This is a genomic window from uncultured Marinococcus sp., from assembly GCF_947493875.1.
Classification (GTDB): Bacteria; Bacillota; Bacilli; order Bacillales; family Marinococcaceae; genus Marinococcus.
The window spans coordinates 44,072-64,815 of the sequence record NZ_CANLSU010000006.1 but is presented as its reverse complement, the minus strand read 5'-3'; the positions used below and the strand labels follow the sequence as shown (position 1 = coordinate 64,815).

The window sequence follows — 20,744 nt, the reverse complement described above, 5'->3', positions numbered from 1 at the left end:
GGATTTTAATGAATTTTGATTTTTACGTTAATGATATAGTACAAGCTTCCCGGGATGAAATCGAAGAAGCGGGCTACCAGTCTCTTCGTACTCCGGAAGAAGTCGATGAAGTATTGAACAAGGAAGGCACAACACTCGTTATGGTAAACTCTGTATGCGGCTGTGCCGGAGGCATTGCCCGTCCGGCGGCAGCGTACATGACGAATTATGATACGAAGCCGGACCGTCTTGTGACCGTATTTGCAGGTCAGGATAAAGAAGCGACCGAGCAGGCCCGTTCTTATTTCACAGGATTTCCGCCATCGTCTCCATCATTTGGTCTCCTAAAAGACGGAGAGCTGGTACGCATGGTTGAACGTCATGAAATTGAAGGCCATGAGCCGATTCAGGTTGTTCAACAACTTGAGGAAGCGTTCGATCAGTACTGCACAAAATAAAAAGTGCCCTCCGGGGCGCTTTTTATTTTGTAAAAAAGAGCTCCTCCCTAAAGGAGGAGCCCATTGGATTTATTTTTCCAAATGATAAATGTTGCCGTCCTGCTCTACAGTAGTATCAACATCCGGAAATACAATTTCGCTCGTTTTCGGCTCAAATTCCTGGGAAGTTTCAAACCCGACCCGGAAGTCATTACTTTTTGTTGAAGGGCCTTCTTCCTTTGTCACACTGTACCAGAGTGTTTTGCCGTTGGAAGCGATCGTTGTCTGTGGTTCTCCTACATTAGCTTTAAAAGTTACTTCTGCCATATGCTATCCCTCTTTCTTCGTGTATGATCTATTAAGTTTTGTTCCCCCCACCGCTTTTGATTTAAACGTCAATTGCAAAAATAAGAAAAGACAGGGAAGTACCTTGACGCTCCGCTTTATATTCATGGTATACTGTTTCGGAATACATAAATGAAAAGGGCGGAGACAAATGATTCAGACGTACTATGAAAAAATACAGGAATACTTAAACATGGACGAAGAAATTTCGTACGACGAGTTCCGCGATTACTACCAAAACGTCATCGATGAACTTGACGCAAACGCCTCCGGCTACGGAGAAGAGCAGGTGTGGAAAGCCTTATTTATTACCGAAAGCATCATGTCCAACGCGGAAGACCGGGAGAAACGGACGAAAAAAAAGCAGGAGTCAAAGAAATTCGGCAAAATGCAGGAACGCTCCAAAGTGTATTCCCAGCATTTCACCAAACGCCTGAAGGAAGCAGGATACAGTGAAGAGGATATCAACGAACAGTTTGAAAAAATGCTCGAAGGATCTTCCGGGGAAGCGTAATTAAAAAATGGGTTGACTTTCATATTCGTTCATTGGTATAGTATTCATTGTCTTGTTAAAACATATGACAAAAGCGCCTATGGTGAAAGGGATATCACTCGAGATTCCGGTTCTCGCATTCCAGGTTCGAGTCCTGGTAGGCGCACCAATGAATAAATGTGTAAGCAAAGGAGCTGTCTCCTTTGCTTTTTTATTTGGTTTTTGGGCTAAAATCAGCACAGAAGAGGTGCCAGGGCCGAAAAGCGCCAGTCAGTTTCCCTCTGCCGGTGTTTACGATATAATATAAGTACGAATGAACAAACAGAGAGGTTTTTTTAGATGGGGAGATTCCGAATTGGATATCGGACGCTGAAAACAGCAGTAGGCACAGCTATATCCGTATACATTGCCCAGCTGCTGCAGCTGGATTACTATATATCAGCAGGCGTCATTACCATTCTTTGTATTACAACGACTAAGAGGGGCTCCCTGACTGTCAGCATCGAACGACTCGTTTCCTGCGTGATTGGGCTCGGGGTCGCGAGTGTATTCTTTGAACTGATAGGATATAATCCAGTGGCTATAGCTGCACTCTTTCTGATCAGCATTCCACTAAGCGTAGCAGCAAATGCTGCCCGTGGTATCGTCACAAGCAGCGTTATCGTGCTGCACCTTTACACAGAAGAACAGGTGAGTGCAGGCATCTGGATGAACGAGCTCGCGATTATTTTCGTCGGTATTGGGGTAGCATTAATCATGAATCTTTATATGCCGAGCAGTGAAAAAAGCCTGGCCCAGGACCAGTTAAGCCTCGAAGACGCTTTTCGTAAAATATGGGAGGAGTACGCAAACTACCTTCGTTTTGGCGATAACATCTGGGACGGGGCAGAATTTTCGGATGCAGCGAAGATCATTGATGAAGCTAAAGGGAAGGCCCTAAGGGATATAGACAACCATTTTCTGCGGGATGATGACTACTTTTACCACTATTTTCGTATGAGAGAAAAGCAGTTTTCGGTACTCGAAAGTATTCTGCCGTTTATTTCTTCGATTGACCAGTCCGTGCCCCAGGGCCACAAAATGGCTGATTATATGGATGAACTAAGCGACGCCGTCTCCCCGGGCAATACTGCCGGCTATTTTTTATACCGTCTTGACGAAATGAAGTATGAAATTCAGCAGATGGAGCTGCCAAAAACAAGACATGAATTCGAAATACGCTCATCCCTCTTTTATATTTTGTATGAAATTGAAGAATACCTGCTCATTAAAAAAATGTTTAAGCCCGATCCGAAGCGGACCCATACAATATCGGGCAAAAGACTACACAGGCAGATGGCACGCAGAAATAAATAAAAAGCAGAACGAGCGGGCATGTACACCCGTAAGTTCTGCTTTATCAAATACATACAAAAATTGGCGTTCGTTTAAAACATCACCGCTCCGCCCATTAACAGGCTGCTGCCGACAAGCGCAAAGATCATAATGTAAATAATGACTTTCTGCATTTTAACCCCCGCTTTCAATGGAAACTAATGCTCAAATTATAACACAGCAGGCGAAAAATATATAATAAACCTAAGCAATCCGTAAAGGAGTTATAATAGTGATGGCAAATCAGGAACGTTTAATACAGGAATTTATCGAACTGGTGAAAATTGACTCGGAAACAAAGCATGAAGCCAAAATTGCAGATGTCATTAAACGGAAATTCCAGGAGCTTGGACTTGAAACAAAAGAAGATAACGCCAAAGCCACCACCGGCCACGGGGCGGGGAATCTGGTCTGTACGCTGAAAGGCACAGACAGCGCAAAGCCGGTGATTTATTTCACATCCCATATGGATACAGTTGAACCGGGAAAAGGTATTGAACCTGAGGTGCAGGATGAATATATTGTTTCGAAGGGAGAAACAATCCTCGGTGCTGATGACAAAGCGGGAATTGCGTCCATGCTTGAGCTGGTAAAAATGCTTCAGGAAGAAGACGAGCCTTACGGAGACATTCAGTTTATCATTACGGTCGGGGAAGAGTCCGGGCTTGTGGGTGCAAAGCATCTGGATACCGGCTTGGTGCATGCCGATATGGGCTATGCGCTTGACAGTGACGGCCCGGTAGGCACTCTCGTCACCTCGGCGCCGTATCAGACAAAAATGCATGCGACTATTTACGGAAAAAAAGCACACGCAGGGGTGGAGCCGGAAAAAGGCATTTCAGCCATCAGCGTGGCTTCTAAAGCCGTAACCAAAATGCCGCTTGGACGAATCGATGAAGAAACAACGGCCAATATTGGAAGCTTTGCCGGGGGCACCCAGACGAATGTCGTGTGTGATGAGGTCGTGATTTCTGCGGAAGCACGCTCCTTTAAACCGGATAAGCTGAGCAGACAGGTGGCAGCTATGAGAGAAGCCTTCGAAGAAGCAGCTGAGGAGATGGGGGCTCAGGCTTCTATTGATATACAGCCAATGTATGAAGGTTATGTGCTGGCTGAATCGGATGATGTGGTGCAGCGTGCTGTTCAGGCTGCCCATCGGCTCAATGTGGAGCCGAGAACTGTACAAAGCGGAGGCGGCAGCGATGCAAACGTAATTTCGGGCTACGGCATTCCTACCATCAATCTGGGTGTCGGCTATGAAAACATCCACACTACGGAAGAACGGCTGCTCATTAAAGAATTTGTGAAAGTACCAGCATTTATGGCGGCTATTGTAACCGGGCCGGCAGAAAATGCGTAAAGGAGGAAAATATACGCGTGGATATTCAGCGCCTTCAGGGAAATATTAAATCACCGCTGCCTAACGTAAAGGATAGAAAAGCCGAAAAAAATCCATTTTCAGAAATGATGCAGACCGAACAGGCCAAAACATTCAACCGTCAGATGGGTATCATGCTTGAACAGCTTGACCAGCAGGGCCGGCGTCTGATGGAGCACCAGACCATTCCGGAATTAAAAGAGTATAAACGCCTTGTAAGGGAAATTATTACAGAACTGAAAGACCATGGCTTGAATCTGCATGAAGAAAGGTCGTTTGGCAGTGATGGCAGGCTCAAAACCCATCAGCTGATTGAAAAAATTGATAAAAAATTAGTGGAAATGACAGACCAGATGCTGCAGCAGGAACAGGAGCCGCTCTCCCTCCTCGATATGACCGGGGAGATAAAAGGCATGATTATTCATCTCTACGGGTAAAGGAGAGAAGCTATGAGTATAAAGGTGTTATTTATCTGTTTAGGGAACATCTGCCGTTCGCCAATGGCAGAAGCGCTTTTTCAAAAGCATCTGCAGGAAGCGGGAGTGGAAAATAAAATCAGCGTGGACTCGGCCGGACTCGGTGATTGGCATGCAGGCTCTTCTCCGCACGAAGGAACGATCGGTGTACTCGAACAACACGGTGTATCTGCCGGCCCGGGGACAGCCCGGGTAGTGGAGGCCGGAGAAGAAGCCGATTATATTGTGGCTATGGATGATCAGAACCTTGATATGCTTCAGGATTTTCACGTTTCCACTAAAGACGGCAGAGTATGGAAACTGTTGGACTTTCATCCTGAGCGCCGGAGGGAAGACGTGCCTGACCCTTATTTTGATAATAATTTCGGCCATGTGTTTGAACTGATTAATACGAGTACCTTTCATTTACTACAATGGATTAGAGAGCAGGAGAATGTATAATGGAGCATATTCAAAAAGCGATACGGTACGTGGATCCACAGGCAGAAGTGACCAATATAGCAAGCCTCTCCGGAGGAAGCATCAGCTCTGCCTACCGGGTGGATACAAACCGGCGCTCCTATTTTCTGAAATGGCATGAAGAGGCACCGTATGATTTTTTCCGCCAGGAAAAACGCGGACTCGAATTCCTGCGTGAATCGGAAGCGGTGCATGTGCCTGACGTACTGCACTGGTCCAAGAAATTTATTATTATGGACATTATTCAGGGAAGCGGAGACAGTCGCACTGATGAGTGGCTTGGGATCGATCTGGCCAATCTCCACCAGTCTTCAGGGGATTATTTCGGCCTCGAGGAGGATAACTTCATCGGGGAGCTGCCGCAGGAAAATTCATGGGAAACGAGCTGGGTGCGTTTTGTGAGGGATCACCGCCTGAGGCCGCAGATGGAAATCGCCAGGTCCCTCGGTAAACTGACTGACGAACGGTCCCGCCGCCTTCGCTACATTCTGGACCACCTCGGAGAGTGGATACCCGATGACCGGCAGCCGGTAAAGCTGCACGGAGACCTTTGGGCCGGCAACTGGCTCACAGGAGAAGAAGGACGTCCGTATTTGATCGATCCTGCCTGCTGGTATGGGGACTACGAATTTGATCTTGCCTTTACCCGTCTGTTTGGAGGCTTTTCGGAACGGACGTATGAGGCTTATGAAACCATTCAGCCGGTGGAAGCTGAATTTGAGGAGCGGATGCCTCTCTATCAGCTGTATTATTTGCTCGTTCATTTAAACGTGTTCGGGGAAATGTACGGGGCGCAGGTGGACCGGGTGCTTGCATTATACAGCAGAACCAGCTGAACGGGACCTTTCTTTCTGAAAGGTCTTTTTTTATGCTTTTACAATGTCTATTTTCCGGGGCTTTTGGGCAGGTTGAGAATGCAAAAAAACGGGAATAAAACTTTGGACATGAACATAAGGTTTTGACAGAGAGGGGCTTTTTGGAGTGAGAGAGACACGAATTGCGGTTATTGGGGCGGGCCCCGGAGGACTTACCGCTGCCATGCTGCTGCAAAGTCAGGGTTTTCAGGTAAGTGTGTTCGAAAAGGACGATAAGCCAGGCGGGCGCACGTCCCACGTGGACGTTGACGGGTACCGCTTTGATAAAGGTCCGACATTTTTAAGCATGCCTCATATTGTTGAGGAAATTTTTTCAGCAACCGGAAGGGACCTGGCACACTACATTTCCTGGAATTACTTGGACCCGATGTATGAATTATTTTTCGAAGATTCAAGCTTTCGGCCGACTTCCAATAAGCAGGAAATGAAACGACGGATCGCTGCTTCCTTTCCAGGTGACGAAAAGGGGTACGATCGTTTTATGCATGATCTGGGAAAACGTTGGGATGCGCTTCTGCCGGTGCTTGAGCATGAGCACGGGTCGCTCCTGGACTATATGAAGCCCCGTACGCTTAAAGCCCTTCCGCACCTGGCACTCGGCAAGTCTGTCTACGACGTGCTGAGCCAGTATTTTTCCGATGAGCGGCTGAAGCTTTCTTTTACCTTTCAGTCCAAATATTTAGGAATGTCACCATGGGATTGCCCGGGGGCGTTCAGCATTCTTTCCTACATGGAGCATGAGTACGGGATTGTTCACCCTACGGGGGGATTGAATCAGATACCAAAAGCAATGGCTAAAGCATTTGAAGAAGACGGCGGACATCTTTATCTGAATACGCCGGTTAAAAGCATCCGCACAAAAAAACAACAGGCTGTGGGGGTGGAGCTTGAAAACGGGGAAGTGTTTGGAGCAGATGAAGTGGTGGTTAATGCGGATTTTGCCTACGCTGCTACCGAATTGTTTGATGAACCGCTGAAAAAATGGAAAAAAGAAAAAGTGGCTGAAAAAGACTATTCCTGTTCGGCGTTTATGCTTTATGCCGGCGTGGACACTACCTATTCCGAAGCAGCACATCATTCTATCGTTTTTTCCAATGATTATAAAAAGAATGTAGAAGAAATGATTCATGAAAAAATTGTTTCGGATGATCCGTCGATCTATATTCATAATCCGGCCGTGACCGACGACACACTGGCGCCAGCAGGAAAATCGCCAATTTATATGCTTGCCCCGGTTCCAAACAACCAGAGCGGCATCGACTGGGAGAACAACAAGGACAGCTTTCGGGACCTGGTGCTTGACCAGGTGGAAAGTCGTTCGCATTTTAAAGGACTCCGGGATCATATTGAAGTGGAAAAAATTTATACGCCCACAGACTGGCAGATCGACAGTAATGTGTACGAAGGAGCCGTGTTTAATTTGTCCCACCGCTTAAATCAAATGATGTATTTTCGTCCGCATAACAAATTCGAAGATGTCGGGAACTGCTGGCTGGTTGGCGGAGGCACGCATCCGGGCAGCGGCCTGCCGACGATTATTGTATCCGGCAGGATCACTGCTCAGGCACTGACTGCTAAATATTCCAGGGAGCGGGCGCAATGAAAAATATTATCGTGGGAAGCGGTATCGGCGGACTTGTAACAGCTCTCTACAGAACCCAGGCGGGCGAAAAAGTAACGATAGTGGAAAAGGATAAAGAAGCAGGCGGAAGAATCAAATGGGTGAAGCAGGATGGGTTTAAAGTCGATGAGGGACCAACGATCGTCCTGTTGCCCGAAACAATTAAAGCCATACTTGCGGAAGCGGGGATGGATCCGGAAGTGCTTGATATGGAACGGATCGATCCTTTGTACCGTATGGTTTTTTCCGACGGAACAGAATTTTACAAATGGAGTGATCAGGAAAAACAGAAAGACGAAATGGCACGGACCTTTCCGGGAGAAGAAGAGCATTTTGAAAGATTTATGCGTGATATGAAGAAAAATTTCCTGCAGGGGGAAAAGGATTTTTTATCCCGTTCATTTATGCGCAAACGGGAGTTTTTCACTGCAGCTAATATCCGTTCCCTATGGCAGATGAAGGCCTATCAGTCGGTGAGAGCGCAGGTGGCTGATTATTTTACAGACCCCCGGCTCCGGGACGCATATTCCCTGCAGACGCTTTACATTGGCGGCAATCCTGCCACTACCCCCGGTATTTACTCCCTGGTCTCCTTCAGTGAACAGTATCACGGCATCTGGTATATCCACGGAGGCTATGCGATGCTGATCGAAAAAATTAAAGAAGAGCTGGATCGCCGCGGAGTGACATTTCGGTTTGAAGAAACGGCATTAAGCATCCAGGCGAAGGGACAGGTATTTACTGCCCTGAAAACGGATAAGAGGGTAGAACCGGCAGACCGGCTGATCTGCAACTGTGAGCTCCCAGTGGCAGAACAGCTGGTGGAAAATAAATCACAAAAAAAATACACTTCTTCATCAGGATGCTTGCTAATTTATTTGGGATTAGACAAAATATATACAAAGGCATCTATACACCAGTTTTTTATGGGCAGCAATTTTGATCATCAAATGAAGCAGATTTTTGACAAGAAGGAGTTACCGGAAGAGCCGAGTATTTATGCATTCCACCCGTCATTAATAGACTCTACCCTCGCCCCGGAAGGTAAGAGTGTACTGTATCTGCTCGTTCCCGTGCCATCAGGAGACAACGTCGACTGGGAGGTGCAGGAAGAGTTTATTCAGTCTATTTTGGAGACGGTCGAAAAAAAAGGGTTCCCGCACCTGCGTTCTTCGATTCAGTGGATGCAGATCCGTACGCCCCAGGATGCCGGCAGATATGGGCTGTATGAAGGGGGCAGCTTTGGCATCGCTCCGAGCTTTGCCCAATCAGGCGCTTTCCGTCCGCAGCTTAAGCCGTTCTCTTACAGCAACGTATACGCGGTAGGCGCTTCTACGCATCCCGGTGGCGGTGTCCCAATTGTCATGCAGGGAGCAAAACTGTTAGCAGAGCATCTCGAGACAGGGATAAAGCAGGATATGTTCTGATAAACACCCGGCAGGGGACCAACCATCACTTGGCTTCTGACACGCGGGAGAGGGGATGAGAAGTATGAAATCAACGTTAGAAGAAGCATACGAAGAATGTCATCGTATTATTACAATGCACAGCAAAACTTTTTCGAAGGCATTTGATATTCTGCCGCTTGAAAAAAGGCGGGGTGTCTGGGCCGTCTATGCTTTTTGCCGCACGGTCGATGATATTGTGGACGAGGGGGAAAACCCGGAAGAGGAATTAAAGGAATTTGAAACCATGTTCAACCAGTTTGTCCGCGATCCATTTTATCAGCCGTCCCTGCAATGGATTGCACTGAGAGATACTTTCGAACGATTCGATATGGAAGTACAGCCTTTTTTGGATATGATCCAGGGGCAGTATATGGATTTAGAAAAAATTTTTTATTACACACTGGAAGAAGTTGAAGGATATTCCTATTATGTAGCAGGAACTGTAGGGCTGATGCTTCTGCCTATCCTTTCCCCGGAGCGTTTTGAACACCTGAAGCCGGGCGCAATCGCCCTTGGAAAGGCGATGCAGCTGACAAATATTCTGCGCGATGTAGGCGAAGATCTGGAGCGTGGGCGCATTTATTTCCCTGTTGAAATACTTGAAAAGCACGGCTATACCACCAGAGATCTTTACGCGCACCGCCTGAACCCGTCATTTGTCCGTGCGTGGGAGGAGACTGCCGCACGCGCAGAGGAGCTGTATACAGAGGCGCTTGAATCTATTGAACAGTATCCAAAGGATGCGAGGTATCCCGTCAAAGGCGCTGCTTATATGTATCAGGCAATTTTGGAATCGGTACGGAAAAACGATTACCAGGTGTTTAAAGAGCGGGCCTACGTTTCTAAACGGGATAAATGGAGTATCTTAAAAAGACTCTCCTCCTAAAAGATGTTAAGCAGGAGCGGGAGGAGACCAGCCAAAAAACAGAAACTCTGTTCTTTTTCTAATGCGGAAAACGAAACCTTAAAAATGGAATTTTATGTATGTTATAGTGGTTATGAATATATACAGCTGGAACCGCGGGATGTTATTATATCCGGCGGTTTTCGTCTGCTTATACAAAGAACTTGCGTGGATGGCGGAGAGCATGCGGAAAAGACTGACATATGAGAGGGACATAAAACAAACCACCAGGATCCGTCCCTGGTGGTTTAACACGTTTTAGAAGATTTTTATCACAGAGGGAGGCTTAGTTATTGCCCCTGCTGTTTGGGTCCCGCTGATTTTTTCCTTCCTCCTGCGGCTCAATGTCCGCCTGATCGTCTTTTCTTTTTATCTCTTCTTCCGGAGACTCCTGGATATTTTGATTGGCACTGCTTTCAGCAGAAGAGCCGGAATGATCAGAGGAAGAAACCTGCTCTGCGCCCTGTTTTGCCTGGTCCTTGACCCCTTCGAGCTCCTGTTCAGCTTCCTTGGCTGTCTCAGCTACATCCTTGAGCTCATCACCGGCTTCTTTTGCCGTGGATACTACGCCTTCGGAGTCTTTTTTCACCTGTTGGATCTGCTCAATAATGTCTTTGCCGTAATCATTGTAAATTTCCTGCAGCTGGGTCGTTGCCTGCTTGGCGAGCTCTACTGTTCGTTGGAAACGGCTTTTCAGTTCGTCAGTATCGACTTCCTGATTCGCTTTGTTTACTTTATCCTTGATGCCTTCGCTGCTGCCGCTCTCGCTGGTACTACCGGATCTTTTCGCATACCAGTATACGCCTCCCCCGATAGCCGCAGCTGAAAGCGCAACAATTGGCAGTGTTTTGCCGGTTGATGTGTTACTCATTATATCTACTCCTTTTTGTTAAAATATAAAATAAATGGTTCAGGAAATTAAAAAAAGAGTCAGCAAGAAAAAAGATTTCTTTTGCTGGCTCATGGGTTAGCTTATTATCCAACCATTACCGCCGTGTCTGATATGCAAAGTAAGAATGAACTATAAGCATATATCCTTTATGCTTCTTCAGTAAACATCGTTGTTAACAAAATTTCTGATAATAGCGTTCACCTCGTTGGCGGCTCTGGTGGGAAGCTGGTGTACTTTACCCTGAATATGAACATTGTGCATGTTGGGAAGCCGGGCTTTAAAATCATGCTGATGTTTTTTTACGAACACGTCATTGCTGCCAAATATCGTAAGCACGGGGCAACTGATATAAGGGAGAAGGCCGGTGCTGTCATAGTGCCTGCCGTTCAAATACATCTGCTCCAAAACACCGGGGTCACTGTTTTCAATATTTTTTTCGATGCGCGCCTGCTGGTCCTGCTTTTTGGTATGAGAAAAGGCGAGTCCTTTGCCAAGCGTTCCCAGCAGATTTTCGTATGTGCTCCAAATGCCAAGACGGAATTTCCCGGCCAGCATATACGTTCGTACTTTTGGAAAGCTGCTGATTAATACGAGTGCTTTTGTCTTTTCGGGATATCTGTAAGCAAATTCCTGGGCGGGGAGTCCACCAAAGGAATAGCCGCAAAGAATAACCTGGGAAGTCTCAAGATGAGATACCAGGGCGTAAATATCCTCTGTCCACTGGCTGATGGTGCCGTCAACAGTGTCCCCGCATTCGCTTTTTCCATTTCCGCGTGGATCGAAGGTAACGACTTTAAACTGATCTTCAAGCGGATGCTGCTGCTCAAAGGCCGCACAGCCAAGGCCGGGAGGGGAAATAAATAAAAGCACAGGCCCCTGGCCCCGCTGTTCATAATAGAGTGATGTACTTTTTGAAGTGAAAAATGGCATAAGCAAGCTCCTTCGGCTTTCGTCAGCCGTGAAATTAAATTTTTATCTAATTCTTTTTTACCTTCAATCTGTATAAATAAACGTCCAGGCTTGAAAACGGTGCAAAAAAGCGCCCTTAAGCTTTCACCTGCTTAAAGACGCCTGGTTTTATATACAAAACGAAGTCTGCATTAACGATTAACGTTCTTTCGCTGTTTCATCTGCAGCTTTTGGGGTGGATAAAAACCAGCCGCTGACCGCAATCACAACGAGGACAATATAGAAGGAAGCCTTCCAAAGCGGTGAATGGGAAAATGCTTCCGGAATAATATGCAGCGCCGGGTGACTCAAAGCATAAACGGCTAGCTTCACACCGACCCAGCCCACGATCACAAAGGCTGTGATCTCAAGACCTGGACGTTTTTCCAGCAGAATAACAAATTTACTGGCAGCAAAACGCATAATAACAACCCCGATTAACCCCCCGAGTAAAATCACAGCAAAAATTCCACCATCAAGCCCGCCAATAGCCGGGAGCCCGGAGGCCGGAAGGGTAATAGCAAGAGCGACACCTGCGAGAATTGAATCAACGGCAAAAGCAATATCTGCAACCTCTACCTTCAGCACAGTTTTCCAAAAGCCGGGCGATTTATTTTCTTTAGTTACAGCAACCTCGCTTTGCTGCTGGCGATGGCGGACGAAGTGCCTGATAATATGATTAATGGCGATGTAGAGAAGATAAGCTGCCCCAATAGCCTGGACCTGCCAAACACCCGCCAGAAAACTGATGATAAACAGCGATCCAAAGCGGAAGAGAAAAGCGCCAAATAACCCGTAAAAAAGAGCTTTTTTCCGTTGTTTTTCGGGCAGGTCCTTAACCATTACCGCTAAAACCATTGCGTTATCAGCTGCTAACACACCCTCAAGCAGGACAAGTATAACCAGCACCCAGCTGTACTCCATTAATAAACCTACATCCATTCCTTCTTCTCTCCTTTTAAGAAAAGGCATGAAAAAAACCTTTTCCCTGAATGATTCGAAGGAAAAGGCATCAAAAAAACCTTTTCCTCCCCGTAGCTGCTACGAAGAAGAAAAGGTCTCGCTTATAGTCGGATAACTATCATCAGCACCGGGGCCTCAAAGCCCGTCATGACGATGCAGATGCAGAAAAGCTACTCCCCTTTTATTCTATGTTAATCATATTCCAGAGCGCATATAAAGTCAATCTTTATTTGCTGAATATCATGACGAAGCTATAAGCAATAAAATACCCGGGGCCTGGCATGTAAACGCTTTTGAAATCCAAAGGCAGAGGCTATATACTATTAATGAAGCACTCATTCCAGGGAAGACAAAGGAGAAGGATATGCCGGATTCAAGAAAAAACCTACGCTACTATTTCGAAAACCAACCACTGCACGGAACCTTCTTCATTTACCGGATGGACAGCACTATTGTGAACAGCGCGGCAGGAGACATTACTATCCATGATCTTTCCGGCGGGGGCATGCGGTTCTTTTCCCGGTTAAATCTGCCGGTCACAGACAGGGTGCTGTTGACTTTTTCCTTTCGCTCGCTCCATAAAAACTTTATCCTGCACGGACATATAAAACGAAAGGAAAAACAAGGAGATGGCTGCATGTACGGCGTCTTTTTTCCGGATGAAGTCAACGATCAAAAAAATGACCTGGTGCGCACAGTGCACCAATTGAACATTGAAGATAAAGAACGGCAGAGTTGAAAGGGCACTGAAAATTTTTGTTCATCAAAAACGAAAAATAAAAGAGGAGGAGCAGTATGGATAACGATTTACTGAGGGAGCTGCTGCTGATTGCGCGTATTGCTGCCAAGGAAGAAGGAAGTATTACTCCGGATGATTCCAATGAAGAGGCTCATTTTGATTACTTGATCAAAGAAGAGATGCTCGAAGCAGAAAAAGTAACAGATGAAGAAGAAAAAGTCGAATATGTGGACCCGGCGGTAACAGAAAAAGGCAGCCGCTTTATTGATGTATAATTTTAGCTGTCATGAGGCGTGAAAATTTATCGGAATGACAGTAATATAAACAGGCTCTCCAGCACTGAAGCTGGAGAGCCTGCTGTAAAGGAGGACCCATTTTTACTGGGCTGCCATACCACCGTCAATACGGTACTGGGAACCGCTGATAAAGCTTGATTCGTCAGAAGCAAGGAATAAAGCAAGATTTGCAATGTCTTCAGACTCTCCGTAGCGGTTCATGGGGATGGCCTGCTCCTGCTCGGTGCGAGCGGATTCGGCATCATCGGGATTAAACCCTTTTTCAAGCGAACGCATCATGCGTGTATTTACCGGTGATGGGTGAATAGAGTTCACACGCACATTGGAGTCTGCGACTTCAAGAGCTGCTGTTTTGGTCAGTCCGACCACCCCATGTTTAGAGGTAGTGTATGGACTAACCCCCGGAGAGCCCATTAAACCGGCAACAGAGGAAGTGTTAATAATGCTGCCGCTGTTTTGTTTCGTCATGACAGGCATTACATATTTTAAACCGAGAAAGCTTCCCAATACGTTGACGTTCATCACCTTCATAAAATCCTCCGCGCTCTGTTCTGGAATAGGAGCTACCTTGCCCTCGATTCCCGCGTTATTAAAAAACACATCTACCGTGCCAAACTGCCGCACAGTCTGATCGACATAATTTTTAACATCATCTTCATTGGTCACATCGGCCGTCGTTGTTTCTACAGGGCCGTACTCATCGAGTTCAGCTTTAACATTGTCCAATGCCTCCTGATTCATATCAACGAGCATCACATTGGCGCCTTCCTGAAGGAATTTCTTAGCAGCAGCCTTGCCAATACCTCCTGCTCCGCCAGTGATTATCGACGTATACCCTTCCAGTCTTTTCATGAGAAAAGCACTCCTTCCATATGAGGGTTTATTTTATAAAAATGATTCGTCCATTGTTGTTCCTCCCGTCTAAAGAATTAAAACGGTGGGAAACCTTTGTCAGCTGTTTATGCATCTAAAGACCTGCATTCCTATAAACAAAAAAGCACGTGCCCGCACGGCACATGCTTTTAAAGCTTAATGATTCGTGTTAACAGTATGGGGGAGAGAATCGAGGGGCTGCTCCTGCGGCCTGGCGAAATAATACCCCTGAAACAGCTCGTAGCCCATGTCAGCTAAGTAATCGGCATCTTCTTTATGTTCGACTCCTTCAGCAAGCGGCTGAGAGCCGGTGTGGGCAGCGACCTGCAGCAGCGACGCCGCGACTTTTCGTTTTTCGGGATCCCGGCTTACGCCGTCAGAATACTCTCTGGCCAGTTTAACAATATCCGGCTCAAGGTAGGATAGCTTTTTAAGGTCATTGGCCCCGGTGCCTACGTCGTCTAAAGCATATTTAAAACCGTGCTCCCGGTAGTAGTTGAGAATGCCCTTTAAATGATCGATATCCTGGACTTCATCGCTTTCGACAACTTCAAAAACGACGTTTTCCGGCGGAATCCCCATTTCATTAATCAGACGAATAGTGGTCGATAAACAGTGTTCAGGCACGTAAATAGCGGTTGGAATAAAATTGATAAAAATGAGTTTATCTTTAATGACGGCTGCATTTCTGACAGAAGCCATCCGGCAGGCGCGGTCAAACGCAAACAGCCGGTGGCGGATACGTGCTGCCTCAAGCAGGAAAAACGGGGCAATCGTTTTGCCATCTGCTGCTTTTCCGCGGGAAAGCAGCTCGTGTCCAATAATATTATAGCTCCCGTTTTCCGGCCGGACGATAGGCTGGTAGTGTGACTGAATTTTCTCCTGATCAATAATGTCATCGATCCACCCTGCTTCTTTATAGGCGTGGAGGGAGCGGAGGGGCTTTCTGTCAGATTTGTTTTCTAAAGGGTTATTCTTTTTTGCCGGAAAAATAAAAATTTCTTCAGAATTATAATGAACCTCCAGGTAATCCAGTAAACCGAAAGCGATGGTTTCATTCATCCATACCATACGGTTGTTTACTTCCTGCCATTGGTTTTCGCTGTATTCACTAAAATAAGGGCGGAGCAGGGCGGGAGACTGATCGTTTTCAAAAATGAAAGTAAAGCCCTGGTGCCCGGGCATGCAAACGTCGCAACCGTTCTTCATAGGTGACCTCCAAATGATGTCGTTTTAATAATAATATCGGCTAAAGAACGATGTATTCAAGTGCTGAATAAGAAATTTTACCTAAAAGAGCGGTAATGGGATAAAAACAATATCCGTTTGGACAGGGTGTTTAAATTTTAGTGTGAAAGGTAACTAAAATAAAGTGTTCATTACTAAAAGTCTGCATCCGTTATCGGTGAGATGCATCAGATGATCCAATTATTTGTAAAAACGGGAACATGTTTATAAAGGAGGAAAAAGATTATGATTAACTTGAAGCAGGAAGGGAAGCTCGGCTTTGGTACCGCACCACTTGGGAATATGTACCGCGATATCCCGGAAGATGAAGCTTTGAAAACAATTGAGACAGCTTGGGAGCACGGTATCCGTTACTTTGATACCGCACCCTTCTACGGAGCAGGGCTTGCGGAGCAGCGCCTGGGCAAAGCGCTCGCCAGTCATAATCGCGACGAATTTGTATTAAGTACGAAAGTAGGCCGTTATATTTCCGAAGAAACGGAAGAAAAAGAGGGATTGTTTGCCAACGGCCGTAAAAATAAAGTGATTGATGATTATACTGCAGAAGGCACACGCCGGTCGATTGAGCAGAGCCTGGAGCGCCTGCAGATGGATCGGATTGACTTTGTGTATGTGCATGACATTTCTCCGGATTTTCAGGGAGACGAATGGCTCGCCAAGTTTGAAGAGGCAAGAACAGGAGCCTTCCGTGAGCTGACCAAACTCCGGGATGAAGGTGTTATTCAATCCTGGGGCATTGGAGTGAACCGGACGGAGCCGATAGAGCTGGCCCTCGATCTTGAAAATTCCAATCCGGACATCAGCCTGCAGGCAACCCGCTACACGCTGTTGGACCATGAACATGCTCTGCAGCGTCTAATGCCAAAAGCTGAAGAACAAAATGTCAGCATCGTTGTTGGCGCACCGTTTGGCTCAGGGGTACTCGCCGGCGGATCTTCGTATGAATACTCGGATATTCCACCGGAAATTGCTTCCCGTGTCGAGCAGATGAACTCGATCGCTGAACGTCACGGAGTAAGCCTGATTGCAGCATCCCTGCAGTTTTCAGCCGCCCATCCGGCAGTAGCAGCTGTTATACCGGGAGCAAGTCGTCCGCAGCGCATCCAGGACAACCTCGAAGCATTAAACGCCGATATTCCTGCAGCCTTTTGGCAGGAGCTGCGTAAAGAAAAGCTGGTTTCCCCCGAAGCGCCGCTTCCAATTAAAGAGTAAACAGGGTTAAAATTTTAGCCGCCGTGCCTGTATTAGGCACGGCGGCTTTTTTATCGGCGCAAAAATAGGCCGGGAAACTCCAGCCTTACTGAACAATTAGGGTAGCGGTCATATCTGCATGTCCTTCACCGCAGGGAACACTGCAGTAGATATTATACTCCCCAGGCTCTTCCGGGGTGAACGTTGCTTCTCCTTTTCCCTGAATGTCTACGTCGAAGCCATCGATAGCAAGACCATGTCCGCCCTCCTGGCTCGTTAAGCTGACATTTACAGGCTCTCCGGCATTAACTGTATACTCTTCCTGGTCGAATTCAAAGTCAGTTGCGGTGACATCCATTGTTTGAGCCTCCGCGTTTTCACTGGTGCTTTCGGATCCATTGCCTCCATCATTACCGCCGCATCCAGACAGAAAAACAAATAAAGCAAGAAAAAGTGCTGACACAGAGAATTTCAAAGTGAAGTCTCCTTTCGATATTGTTATAAGGTGTTTCAGACGAAAAAATTGCGGAGGACACCGCTGCTGGGAAGAAATATATCACTGACTTCACAGCTATTGTAAAACATAATTATAATAAAAAACAAAAAAGGGCTTAATAAATAAAGAAAAATTATTTGGAGATGACGGAATATTTGTTATTTTCAAGACAGAAGAGTAGATTTAAAGACTTGATACCTTTATACTAGTTGTAGTTTCATTGATTTAACTGAATGAATTTTTAGGAGGAGTTACTTATGGCAAAAACAGTTTGGTCCGTTGACCCTGTACACAGTGAAATTGGATTTTCGGTAAAGCACATGATGATCTCAAGAGCGAAAGGCACGTTTGACCAGTTTGATGCGACGTTAAAGGTGGACGTCGAGGACTTGACAGATGCAGAAATCGAAGTGGAGATTGATGTAGCGAGTATTAATACCAGTGACGAAAACCGCGATGGTCATTTACGGTCTGGGGACTTCTTTGATGCCGAAAACTATCCGAAGATGACGTTCGTAGGCAAAGAAATTAAAAAAACGGGCGAGAGTGAATATGATGTAACCGGAGATCTTACGATTAAAGGCACAACGAAGGAAGTTACCGTTGATGTTACATTTGAAGGCCAAAGCAAAGACCCGATGAGCGGAAATATAGTAGCCGGCTTCAGTGGACAGACCACGATCAACCGGAAGGAATTTGGTTTAACATGGAATGCCACGCTGGAAACAGGCGGAGTACTGGTGGGCGAAGATGTGAAAATTAATATCGAGCTGGAGCTGCATAAGCAGGACTAAAGCATAAAGTACATGTATTATGAAAATAAAGGCCTTTTAGAGCTCCTGGGGAGATTTCTAAAAGGCTTTTTTCCTGTGAGAAATCATCTTCTGCCGATGTAATGATAGTAAGGGCAGGAGTTATCCGTAGGCGCCGGCAGCTAACAGCACAAGGGCAAAAAAGACGGCCAGCCCGACTGCGAGTCCAAAATACAACTTGATAAAATGCCACATAGCTTTGATCGCTCCTTTCGACAGGAAAGGTGGATATTGCTGTTTTAAAACGGTGGTGATAAATAACCAACAACGGGCACCCAGGCAGGGCATATAAAAATAATAATACCAAAAAGAGCAGGCTCTGCCCAGAAAAAGCAGACCTGCTCTTTTTAATGAAAAGCTGTATCAATTAAATGCTTCTATATTGTAGGATGCTGAATCAGAGTAGTATATAAAATTTAGTTCAACTCTTTTTGTTTTCAAGAGGTTTGTTTAAATCTTCAAGGTCTTTCACATCTTTATTGTTGCCTTCCCGTATTTCTTTCCGATACTTATCGAGACGCGCTTGTTTTTCATCCAGCTCGGCCAATACTTTTGGACAGTCTGTACTATTTTTCTTTTTCATTTCAAGCCCCTCTTTCTAATAATTATCACTAAGATCAGTATGTTGGATTTGCACTGCTTTTACAATAGGTATATAGATGATAAATGGATCATATGTTTAAAAATGGTAAATAAGCATGATGAAGATTGGCAATCTGGACAAAAAAGCAGCGCCCAAACTGTAAGGGCGCTGCCTGTTCATCAATTGCTTTGTTTTATTTTATGATCATCATCGAGAACGGTTTCCGCAATATTTACCGCATGATCTCCGATACGCTCTAAGTTACTCAGCATGTCAACAAACACAATACCCGCAGAACCGGAGCACTGGCCTTCATTCAGACGCAGAATATGCTTTTTGCGCAGCTGCCGTTCAAGTCGGTCAATCTCTTCTTCCTGCGTCAGTACTTGTCCGGCAATTTCATGGTTATCCTGTTCAAGTGCTTCAATTGATCGGGAAAATGTGCTCATCGTTAATTCGTACATCTGATTTAAATCCTTATAGGCTTCCGGAGACAGTGTCACTTTGTTGGACACCTGATAATCAACAAGCTCCATCAGGTTTTCAACATGGTCGCTTACGCGTTCAATATCTCTCGTAGTATCCATCAGAACCGAATGCTGGCGTGAGCTTTCGGATGAAAGTGATCTTGAAGAAATGCCGGTTAAATAATTGGTGATATTTTTGTCCAGGTTATTGACGGCTTCTTCATAACGGGTAATATTTTCCGCATTTTTTTTATTTTTGGTTTCTAAATACGTTTCGCTCTGTTTCAGTCCCTTTTCTGCGTAAGCTGCCATCCGCAGAGTTTCCAGTTTTGCCTGATCGAGCGCGATGGAAGGAGACTGCTGTATAAACAATGGATCGAGGTGCTTTGCCTGATAGTCAATCTCCTCTTCGCTACTCGGAATCATCCTGGTTACGATATAGGCAAGCACGCCGATAAATGGCAGCTGAATCAGCATGTTGGTAACGTTAAAAATACCGTGTGCGAACGCAATTGTCATCGGCGGATTAAGCTGCAGGGTATCCTGCAGATAGCTGATAAATGCAGTGTAGGGAACAAGCAGTATCAACACAATGACCGCACCGAGAACGTTAAAGATTACGTGAATCATTGCTGCCCGTTTGGCCGCGACAGAGGCACCGATGGCAGCAATCACAGCCGTGATTGTCGTACCGATATTGTCTCCAAATAGAATTGGCAGCGCGGCATCAAGGGGAATAGCTCCCTGGCTGAACAATTCCTGAAGCAGCCCGATTGTCGCCGATGAGCTCTGCAGGCCTACTGTAAATAATACTCCGACGAGGACGCCAAGAAGTGGATTAGTGCTCATACTGATCGTTAAATCGTTAAAGGCAGGAAGGTTCTCTAAAGGCGCAACGCCTTCGCCCATCAATGTTAAACCGTAAAATAAGGCACCGAAGCCGAAAAAGGTCTGCCCAATATTGTTGGTTTTTTTGTTTTTAAAGAAAAAGATCAGTACCGTTCCAATAAATAAAATTGGCAGTGCATAAGCTTCCAGATCGATACCGATAATAAAAGCTGTAACAGTGGTTCCTATATTTGCTCCCATGATAACGCCGATGGCCTGCCTCAGAGTCATAAATCCTGCACTCACAAGCCCAACGGTTAAGACAGTAGTGCTGGAGCTCGACTGAATAAGTATCGTGACAACCATCCCAGTAAGGACGCCAAGAAACGGATTGGTTGTAAATTTATCTAAAAGGTTACGCAGACCGTCCCCAGCAATTTTCTGGAGTCCGTCTCCCATGAATTTAATGCCGAATAAAAAAATGCCCAAACCACCGAAAAACGTAAACAAAAGCGATTGAATATCCAAAACAATGATTCCTCCCCTTGAAGTCTATCTAAAACAGGCTACTGCAATACCCTCTACATTTTTAAAGCATGAAGACCCGTGGTGTAAATAA

At 45.9% G+C, this 20,744-nt stretch carries 24 protein-coding genes and 1 tRNA gene; 15 read left to right on the top strand and 10 right to left on the bottom strand.

The window, feature by feature from the left end; translation table 11 throughout:
* Nucleotides 1-8: 8 nt before the first annotated feature.
* Complete coding sequence (locus Q0757_RS12300) at nucleotides 9-437, top strand: BrxA/BrxB family bacilliredoxin (RefSeq protein ID WP_298787765.1); 429 nt, start codon at nucleotides 9-11, stop codon at nucleotides 435-437.
* A 69-nt stretch (nucleotides 438-506) separates the two neighbouring features.
* Here Q0757_RS12300 and Q0757_RS12295 read toward each other — a convergent pair whose 3' ends face one another.
* A complete protein-coding gene (locus tag Q0757_RS12295) occupies nucleotides 507-743 on the bottom strand; it encodes a hypothetical protein (RefSeq protein ID WP_022793565.1) in 237 nt (78 codons plus the stop codon).
* Between the two features lie 169 nt (nucleotides 744-912).
* Between Q0757_RS12295 and Q0757_RS12290 the strand changes: the two genes are divergently transcribed.
* The 3 genes from Q0757_RS12290 to Q0757_RS12280 all read left to right on the top strand — a co-directional run bounded on the left by Q0757_RS12290 (nucleotide 913) and on the right by Q0757_RS12280 (nucleotide 2,610).
* The gene (locus Q0757_RS12290) at nucleotides 913-1,275 is read left to right on the top strand and encodes a hypothetical protein (protein WP_298787762.1); all 363 of its coding nucleotides are present in this window, start codon (nucleotides 913-915) and stop codon (nucleotides 1,273-1,275) included.
* A 73-nt stretch (nucleotides 1,276-1,348) separates the two neighbouring features.
* Nucleotides 1,349-1,423, top strand: a tRNA-Arg gene (locus Q0757_RS12285).
* 170 nt (nucleotides 1,424-1,593) lie between these two features.
* Nucleotides 1,594-2,610 (top strand): aromatic acid exporter family protein, encoded by a 1,017-nt coding sequence (locus Q0757_RS12280; RefSeq protein ID WP_298787760.1) that lies wholly within the window; start codon nucleotides 1,594-1,596, stop codon nucleotides 2,608-2,610.
* 71 nt (nucleotides 2,611-2,681) lie between these two features.
* On the opposite strand, the gene prli42 is transcribed toward Q0757_RS12280, so the two are convergent.
* On the bottom strand, nucleotides 2,682-2,762 hold the full coding sequence (gene prli42, locus Q0757_RS12275) for a stressosome-associated protein Prli42 (protein WP_156847924.1): 81 nt from the start codon (nucleotides 2,760-2,762) through the stop codon (nucleotides 2,682-2,684).
* A 101-nt stretch (nucleotides 2,763-2,863) separates the two neighbouring features.
* Between prli42 and Q0757_RS12270 the strand changes: the two genes are divergently transcribed.
* From Q0757_RS12270 to Q0757_RS12240, 7 genes are all read left to right on the top strand, one after another.
* Nucleotides 2,864-3,988 carry a M20/M25/M40 family metallo-hydrolase gene (locus Q0757_RS12270; RefSeq protein ID WP_298787758.1) on the top strand — a complete coding sequence of 375 codons (1,125 nt, stop codon included), beginning with the start codon at nucleotides 2,864-2,866 and terminating at the stop codon, nucleotides 3,986-3,988.
* 17 nt (nucleotides 3,989-4,005) lie between these two features.
* The gene (locus Q0757_RS12265; protein ID WP_298787756.1) at nucleotides 4,006-4,443 is read left to right on the top strand and encodes a YaaR family protein; all 438 of its coding nucleotides are present in this window, start codon (nucleotides 4,006-4,008) and stop codon (nucleotides 4,441-4,443) included.
* 12 nt (nucleotides 4,444-4,455) lie between these two features.
* Nucleotides 4,456-4,923: a low molecular weight protein-tyrosine-phosphatase gene (locus Q0757_RS12260; protein WP_298787754.1), complete on the top strand. Its 468-nt coding sequence runs from the start codon at nucleotides 4,456-4,458 to the stop codon at nucleotides 4,921-4,923.
* Nucleotides 4,923-5,777 carry a fructosamine kinase family protein gene (locus tag Q0757_RS12255; RefSeq protein WP_298787752.1) on the top strand — a complete coding sequence of 285 codons (855 nt, stop codon included), beginning with the start codon at nucleotides 4,923-4,925 and terminating at the stop codon, nucleotides 5,775-5,777. The genes Q0757_RS12260 and Q0757_RS12255 overlap by 1 nt, the downstream gene beginning before the upstream one ends.
* A 145-nt stretch (nucleotides 5,778-5,922) precedes the next feature.
* Nucleotides 5,923-7,419, top strand: coding sequence for an NAD(P)/FAD-dependent oxidoreductase (gene crtI / locus Q0757_RS12250; protein ID WP_298787750.1), 1,497 nt, complete (start codon nucleotides 5,923-5,925; stop codon nucleotides 7,417-7,419).
* On the top strand, nucleotides 7,416-8,864 hold the full coding sequence (gene crtI / locus Q0757_RS12245) for an NAD(P)/FAD-dependent oxidoreductase (protein WP_298787748.1): 1,449 nt from the start codon (nucleotides 7,416-7,418) through the stop codon (nucleotides 8,862-8,864). Before crtI (Q0757_RS12250) ends, crtI (Q0757_RS12245) begins: the two co-directional genes overlap by 4 nt.
* Nucleotides 8,865-8,928: 64 nt before the next feature.
* Nucleotides 8,929-9,771, top strand: coding sequence for a phytoene/squalene synthase family protein (locus tag Q0757_RS12240; protein ID WP_298787746.1), 843 nt, complete (start codon nucleotides 8,929-8,931; stop codon nucleotides 9,769-9,771).
* A gap of 304 nt (nucleotides 9,772-10,075) precedes the next feature.
* Here the strand turns inward: Q0757_RS12240 and Q0757_RS12235 are convergent, their stop codons facing one another.
* From Q0757_RS12235 to Q0757_RS12225, 3 genes are all read right to left on the bottom strand, one after another.
* Nucleotides 10,076-10,660: a hypothetical protein gene (locus Q0757_RS12235; RefSeq protein WP_298787744.1), complete on the bottom strand. Its 585-nt coding sequence runs from the start codon at nucleotides 10,658-10,660 to the stop codon at nucleotides 10,076-10,078.
* Between the two features lie 177 nt (nucleotides 10,661-10,837).
* A complete protein-coding gene (locus tag Q0757_RS12230) occupies nucleotides 10,838-11,611 on the bottom strand; it encodes an alpha/beta fold hydrolase (protein ID WP_298787742.1) in 774 nt (257 codons plus the stop codon).
* A 177-nt stretch (nucleotides 11,612-11,788) separates the two neighbouring features.
* Nucleotides 11,789-12,571: a TerC family protein gene (locus tag Q0757_RS12225; RefSeq protein ID WP_298787740.1), complete on the bottom strand. Its 783-nt coding sequence runs from the start codon at nucleotides 12,569-12,571 to the stop codon at nucleotides 11,789-11,791.
* A 385-nt stretch (nucleotides 12,572-12,956) separates the two neighbouring features.
* Here Q0757_RS12225 and Q0757_RS12220 point away from each other — a divergent pair, with 385 nt between their 5' ends.
* Both Q0757_RS12220 and Q0757_RS12215 read left to right on the top strand, forming a co-directional pair.
* Nucleotides 12,957-13,331, top strand: coding sequence for a PilZ domain-containing protein (locus tag Q0757_RS12220; RefSeq protein ID WP_298787738.1), 375 nt, complete (start codon nucleotides 12,957-12,959; stop codon nucleotides 13,329-13,331).
* Between the two features lie 56 nt (nucleotides 13,332-13,387).
* Entirely contained in the window at nucleotides 13,388-13,606 is a 219-nt protein-coding gene (locus Q0757_RS12215; RefSeq protein WP_298787736.1) for a hypothetical protein, read from the top strand.
* A 102-nt stretch (nucleotides 13,607-13,708) separates the two neighbouring features.
* Here the strand turns inward: Q0757_RS12215 and Q0757_RS12210 are convergent, their stop codons facing one another.
* Both Q0757_RS12210 and Q0757_RS12205 read right to left on the bottom strand, forming a co-directional pair.
* On the bottom strand, nucleotides 13,709-14,479 hold the full coding sequence (locus tag Q0757_RS12210) for an SDR family NAD(P)-dependent oxidoreductase (protein WP_298787734.1): 771 nt from the start codon (nucleotides 14,477-14,479) through the stop codon (nucleotides 13,709-13,711).
* A gap of 177 nt (nucleotides 14,480-14,656) precedes the next feature.
* Nucleotides 14,657-15,709, bottom strand: coding sequence for an EAL domain-containing protein (locus Q0757_RS12205; protein WP_298787732.1), 1,053 nt, complete (start codon nucleotides 15,707-15,709; stop codon nucleotides 14,657-14,659).
* Nucleotides 15,710-15,973: 264 nt separating this feature from the next.
* Here Q0757_RS12205 and Q0757_RS12200 point away from each other — a divergent pair, with 264 nt between their 5' ends.
* Nucleotides 15,974-16,960: an aldo/keto reductase gene (locus Q0757_RS12200; protein WP_298787730.1), complete on the top strand. Its 987-nt coding sequence runs from the start codon at nucleotides 15,974-15,976 to the stop codon at nucleotides 16,958-16,960.
* A gap of 85 nt (nucleotides 16,961-17,045) precedes the next feature.
* Here Q0757_RS12200 and Q0757_RS12195 read toward each other — a convergent pair whose 3' ends face one another.
* Complete coding sequence (locus Q0757_RS12195; RefSeq protein WP_298787729.1) at nucleotides 17,046-17,414, bottom strand: cupredoxin domain-containing protein; 369 nt, start codon at nucleotides 17,412-17,414, stop codon at nucleotides 17,046-17,048.
* Nucleotides 17,415-17,692: 278 nt separating this feature from the next.
* On the opposite strand from Q0757_RS12195, the gene Q0757_RS12190 reads away from it, so the two are divergent.
* Nucleotides 17,693-18,229, top strand: coding sequence for a YceI family protein (locus Q0757_RS12190; protein ID WP_298787727.1), 537 nt, complete (start codon nucleotides 17,693-17,695; stop codon nucleotides 18,227-18,229).
* 439 nt (nucleotides 18,230-18,668) lie between these two features.
* On the opposite strand, the gene Q0757_RS12185 is transcribed toward Q0757_RS12190, so the two are convergent.
* Nucleotides 18,669-18,830 carry a hypothetical protein gene (locus tag Q0757_RS12185; protein WP_298787725.1) on the bottom strand — a complete coding sequence of 54 codons (162 nt, stop codon included), beginning with the start codon at nucleotides 18,828-18,830 and terminating at the stop codon, nucleotides 18,669-18,671.
* A gap of 179 nt (nucleotides 18,831-19,009) precedes the next feature.
* Nucleotides 19,010-20,659, bottom strand: a complete 1,650-nt coding sequence (locus Q0757_RS12180) for a Na/Pi cotransporter family protein (protein ID WP_298788178.1) — start codon at nucleotides 20,657-20,659, stop codon at nucleotides 19,010-19,012.
* Nucleotides 20,660-20,744 lie beyond the last annotated feature (85 nt).

Bases quoted from the DNA above. Each gene is read 5' to 3' on its own strand.
- Q0757_RS12190 (WP_298787727.1), top strand. From the start codon at position 17,693: ATGGCAAAAACAGTTTGGTCCGTTGACCCTGTACACAGTGAAATTGGA.
- Q0757_RS12300 (WP_298787765.1), top strand. From the start codon at position 9: ATGAATTTTGATTTTTACGTTAATGATATAGTACAAGCTTCCCGGGAT.
- Q0757_RS12255 (WP_298787752.1), top strand. From the start codon at position 4,923: ATGGAGCATATTCAAAAAGCGATACGGTACGTGGATCCACAGGCAGAA.
- Q0757_RS12215 (WP_298787736.1), top strand. From the start codon at position 13,388: ATGGATAACGATTTACTGAGGGAGCTGCTGCTGATTGCGCGTATTGCT.
- Q0757_RS12185 (WP_298787725.1), bottom strand. From the start codon at position 18,830: ATGAAAAAGAAAAATAGTACAGACTGTCCAAAAGTATTGGCCGAGCTG.
- Q0757_RS12290 (WP_298787762.1), top strand. From the start codon at position 913: ATGATTCAGACGTACTATGAAAAAATACAGGAATACTTAAACATGGAC.
- Q0757_RS12260 (WP_298787754.1), top strand. From the start codon at position 4,456: ATGAGTATAAAGGTGTTATTTATCTGTTTAGGGAACATCTGCCGTTCG.
- Q0757_RS12270 (WP_298787758.1), top strand. From the start codon at position 2,864: ATGGCAAATCAGGAACGTTTAATACAGGAATTTATCGAACTGGTGAAA.
- crtI (WP_298787748.1), top strand. From the start codon at position 7,416: ATGAAAAATATTATCGTGGGAAGCGGTATCGGCGGACTTGTAACAGCT.
- Q0757_RS12240 (WP_298787746.1), top strand. From the start codon at position 8,929: ATGAAATCAACGTTAGAAGAAGCATACGAAGAATGTCATCGTATTATT.
- Q0757_RS12225 (WP_298787740.1), bottom strand. From the start codon at position 12,571: ATGGATGTAGGTTTATTAATGGAGTACAGCTGGGTGCTGGTTATACTT.
- Q0757_RS12295 (WP_022793565.1), bottom strand. From the start codon at position 743: ATGGCAGAAGTAACTTTTAAAGCTAATGTAGGAGAACCACAGACAACG.
- Q0757_RS12210 (WP_298787734.1), bottom strand. From the start codon at position 14,479: ATGAAAAGACTGGAAGGGTATACGTCGATAATCACTGGCGGAGCAGGA.
- Q0757_RS12230 (WP_298787742.1), bottom strand. From the start codon at position 11,611: ATGCCATTTTTCACTTCAAAAAGTACATCACTCTATTATGAACAGCGG.
- Q0757_RS12220 (WP_298787738.1), top strand. From the start codon at position 12,957: ATGCCGGATTCAAGAAAAAACCTACGCTACTATTTCGAAAACCAACCA.
- Q0757_RS12200 (WP_298787730.1), top strand. From the start codon at position 15,974: ATGATTAACTTGAAGCAGGAAGGGAAGCTCGGCTTTGGTACCGCACCA.
- Q0757_RS12280 (WP_298787760.1), top strand. From the start codon at position 1,594: ATGGGGAGATTCCGAATTGGATATCGGACGCTGAAAACAGCAGTAGGC.
- prli42 (WP_156847924.1), bottom strand. From the start codon at position 2,762: ATGCAGAAAGTCATTATTTACATTATGATCTTTGCGCTTGTCGGCAGC.
- Q0757_RS12205 (WP_298787732.1), bottom strand. From the start codon at position 15,709: ATGAAGAACGGTTGCGACGTTTGCATGCCCGGGCACCAGGGCTTTACT.
- Q0757_RS12235 (WP_298787744.1), bottom strand. From the start codon at position 10,660: ATGAGTAACACATCAACCGGCAAAACACTGCCAATTGTTGCGCTTTCA.